This is a genomic window from Geobacillus sp. WSUCF-018B (assembly GCF_002809985.1).
Taxonomy (GTDB): domain Bacteria; phylum Bacillota; class Bacilli; order Bacillales; family Anoxybacillaceae; genus Geobacillus; species Geobacillus thermophilus.
Map to the genome: position 1 here is coordinate 1 of NZ_PIJF01000110.1, position 3,279 is coordinate 3,279.

The window sequence follows — 3,279 nt, forward strand, 5'->3', positions numbered from 1 at the left end:
CGATGTTTTACGGTTACAACGTTTCCTGTAACCAACTCCATACATCGAGTAGCAGTTATTGGAGTGCCTTTATTAAACGGTTTTCTCCACGCCTTTATTATATCATACACAAAAGAAAAGGGGAACGCGCATTCCTCTCCCACTTACTCCCTTTGGTCGTTGAAGTGGGAGTCTCCTGCGCGAAATAGGATGAATCGGATGCGGTATGATCATTGTCGTCCACCGCCGAAATGCGTTACAATAGAAAGCAAATCGGCAACGACTGGAGGGACTTCAATGGCAAGACCGGACGAACGAGTCGTCATCGCGATTGACGGCTATCAATTCAAACGGGCGCGCGAGGCAAAGGAAGGGAAAATTTTCGTCACCTCGCCGATCGGGGCGAACTTTACGTTTGACATCAACGTCATGCGCAAGCTCATCGAGGCCATCGACCGCGACCCGGCGCTGGCGGAACAGTTCGGGCTTCCTTCCCGAGGGGCGAACGAATAAAAAGGAACGGCGGTTGGCCGTTCCTTTGTTGGTTTAGAGGAGAGAGGCCGAAGCTCCATTTTTCCGCAGACGGCGGTGCTCCCTCACGAATCAAATCTTCTAGCGTCCTTGCCATGCCGCACGCTCGCGGCCAAACGGATCGTCTTCGACATGGCTGGCGGCTGAAAAGACAAAGGCCGCCTTGCGCTCGCTCGTATACGCCGGCCACGCTTCCGGCAAGTGAGCACCGTTCGGGTCTCCGGTGCGGGCGAACGAAAGCCAGGCATAATGCATTTCGTTGGCGATCGCCTCGCGCTCCGGCCGGTTGCCGACGAAATTCGCGACGCCCGGCTGATGGAGATTGTGAAACACAAACGGCAGCTCGAGCGCGTGGCATGCTTTCAGCTGGCCGCCGAACACCGGCGTCTCATAGTCAAAGCGGTACATGTACACATCCGCCCCTTGCGCCGCTTGGGCGTCCGCCGTCCGCAGCATCCCCTCGACAAATACGCGGTACGTCATGATGCGAAGCCACGTTTGCCAAGTAGGCGCCGACGGCTCCGCCGTTTCTTTGTAATAGCGGATGGCCTCTTCTGGCACCGGCCCGACTTCCCGGTTGATTCGGTCAAGAAGTTCCTTTTCGCCAAGCTTTGTCCATGACGGATCCGTCAAGGTAAACAAGTTGTACTCGTCTTTCGTCACGCCGATGAGAATCGGAATGCCGCTGGCCGCCCCGTCGCGGAGCGCTTCAATCGGATGGCGGCGCAATACGCGGCCATCCACCACCGGACCGTACATGACCCCTGAACCGAGCGACAGCGCCGCCCGCAGCAGCTCCTCGGCAGGAATCGACAACAGCCGTTCGCGGTCGCCCGGACGGATGCCAGCCTTATCGAGAATGCGTTCGGTCATCGCCATCGCGGTCTCCGGCGAACGGAGAAGAAGCGATCCCGAACCGCTTTGCAACATGGCGCGCCGAAACAGCCCCTTCGCCTCCGGAAGCGACAACAGCACGCCGACGCTCGCCGCTCCCGCCGATTCACCGAAAATCGTCACATTGTCCGGATCACCGCCAAACGCCGCAATGTTCTCCTTCACCCAGCGCAACGCCGCCACTTGGTCCAAAATGCCGAGATTCCCGGCTTGCGCGTACGCTTCGCCGAACGAATCACCGAGATGCAAAAAGCCAAACACGTTCATTCGGTAGTTGATCGTCACGACGACGACATCGCCGTGTTTCGCAAACGCCGTCCCGTCATACCACGGCGAAGAACCCGAGCCGAACAAAAAGGCGCCGCCATGAATCCAAAACAACACCGGGCGCTTCTTCCCATCCGCCGCCGGCGACCAAATGTTCAAGTACAGCCCGTCTTCGCTCGGCGCCTCGCTCATCCGCCCGAGCAATCCGCTGAAAATCGGATCCGACGGCTGCATGACCACGGGGCCAAACGCGGCCGCCTCCCGCACCCCATCCCATGCCTCAGGCGGCTCCGGCGGCGAAAACCTGCGCTCACCGACCGGCGCTTTCGCGTACGGAATTCCTTTCCAAACGAAAACGCCTTCATTCATTTCCCCGCGCAACCGTCCGTACCTTGTTTCAACAACGGTTTGTTCCATCTTTATCACTCCTGAATATTCAAATGATTCAAAAATAGTATAAACCACCACCTCACCCACGTCTATCGTTTTGCGCCCGCATGAGAGGTGTTCATGCCGCTTCGAAAAGAGAGATGCCTCGCCCATGTACAAAAGTAAAGATAGCCGCAGCCGAAGCAGTGAACACCATGAAGGAGATGATTCGAGGCGCGATCACGCCAAAAACATTTTGTTTAAGTCACGGTGAAACGGTATGGGGCAGTGGTGCTTTAGCCTGCGTGTACAGCATTGCCGAATCCCAACAAACCCTTTCCGCTGGGCTGGAGTTGCTTCGATCGCGGAAAGGCCACAGCATCGTCGAGTTCATTGATAACGCTGCGAAGCAAGATATTCCCATTGATGCGATCAAAAAACAGCTCCATGTCGCCTAAGGAGTACCCTGTTTACCTCTTATGACATGGAAATTATTATAATGAAAAATACTCATCTACAGATAAAAAAACTATTTCCTGAATCCGTGATGGTTGGAAATCAACTTTGATTTTGGTGTTAGTTCTATGGATATATGATCCATACATCCCTTTTTTTGATGATTCCCTGCACCACTCATGTTTGAAAACGAGATAAATCCTCTTTTATGGAGATACAAACCAAAAAAGAGACAAAAAAGTACAGGGGGGAGTGATGGATATGAGTACCCGAACATCTGTTTGTTATCTTGCCTCTTTCCATTTTTGATACACATTCAGTAGGAGTATACTGTACCCACTCCTTCGCGTCAGTTTCATCCAGATCTGTCGTGATCGGCGGACGAGTCGACCTGCCATCGTGATCACCGTCTGAATAATCGTCTTGATGCGACGGCGTTTCACTTTGTGGTGCAACGGATGTCTCGGATCGCTTAATAGATCTTGTCCATTGTAAACGAAGGCTCCCATGACCAACACGAGCGCATTCGTTTTCATCTTCCCAGATGGAAGCCGCTCTAAATCTAAGTCGCTCTTCAGTTCGCTATGAAACTGTTCGCATGTCGCATGGTCATGATACAACGCGAGCACATCGCTCATTCGAACATGCTCGTATCCTTTGAGCCGCACCCAATAGCTTTCCACTTCATAATCAGGAACGAGCATCAGCTGTCCATTGCGTTCCATCGTCCGTTCCGTCACTTGGGTGACTTGAACGTACGTATACGTGTTTCCATCGATCGCT

General features: G+C 53.7%; 3 protein-coding genes and 1 pseudogene. 2 read left to right on the top strand and 2 right to left on the bottom strand.

The genetic code is table 11. The annotated features are described in order from the left end of the window. The first annotated feature begins 276 nt into the window (after nt 1-276). Nucleotides 277-492, top strand: a complete 216-nt coding sequence (locus CV944_RS16655; protein ID WP_033015115.1) for a hypothetical protein — start codon at nt 277-279, stop codon at nt 490-492. Between the two features lie 99 nt (nt 493-591). On the opposite strand, the gene CV944_RS16660 is transcribed toward CV944_RS16655, so the two are convergent. Then, nucleotides 592-2,088, bottom strand: coding sequence for a carboxylesterase/lipase family protein (locus CV944_RS16660; protein WP_100664553.1), 1,497 nt, complete (start codon nt 2,086-2,088; stop codon nt 592-594). 233 nt (nt 2,089-2,321) lie between these two features. On the opposite strand from CV944_RS16660, the pseudogene CV944_RS16665 reads away from it, so the two are divergent. Beyond that, nucleotides 2,322-2,498, top strand: a pseudogene (locus CV944_RS16665) (IS701 family transposase); the annotation flags it as partial. A 282-nt stretch (nt 2,499-2,780) separates the two neighbouring features. Here the strand turns inward: CV944_RS16665 and CV944_RS16675 are convergent. Further along, a partial coding sequence (locus CV944_RS16675) for a transposase (RefSeq protein WP_199170467.1) occupies nt 2,781-3,279 on the bottom strand: 499 nt, incomplete at its 5' end.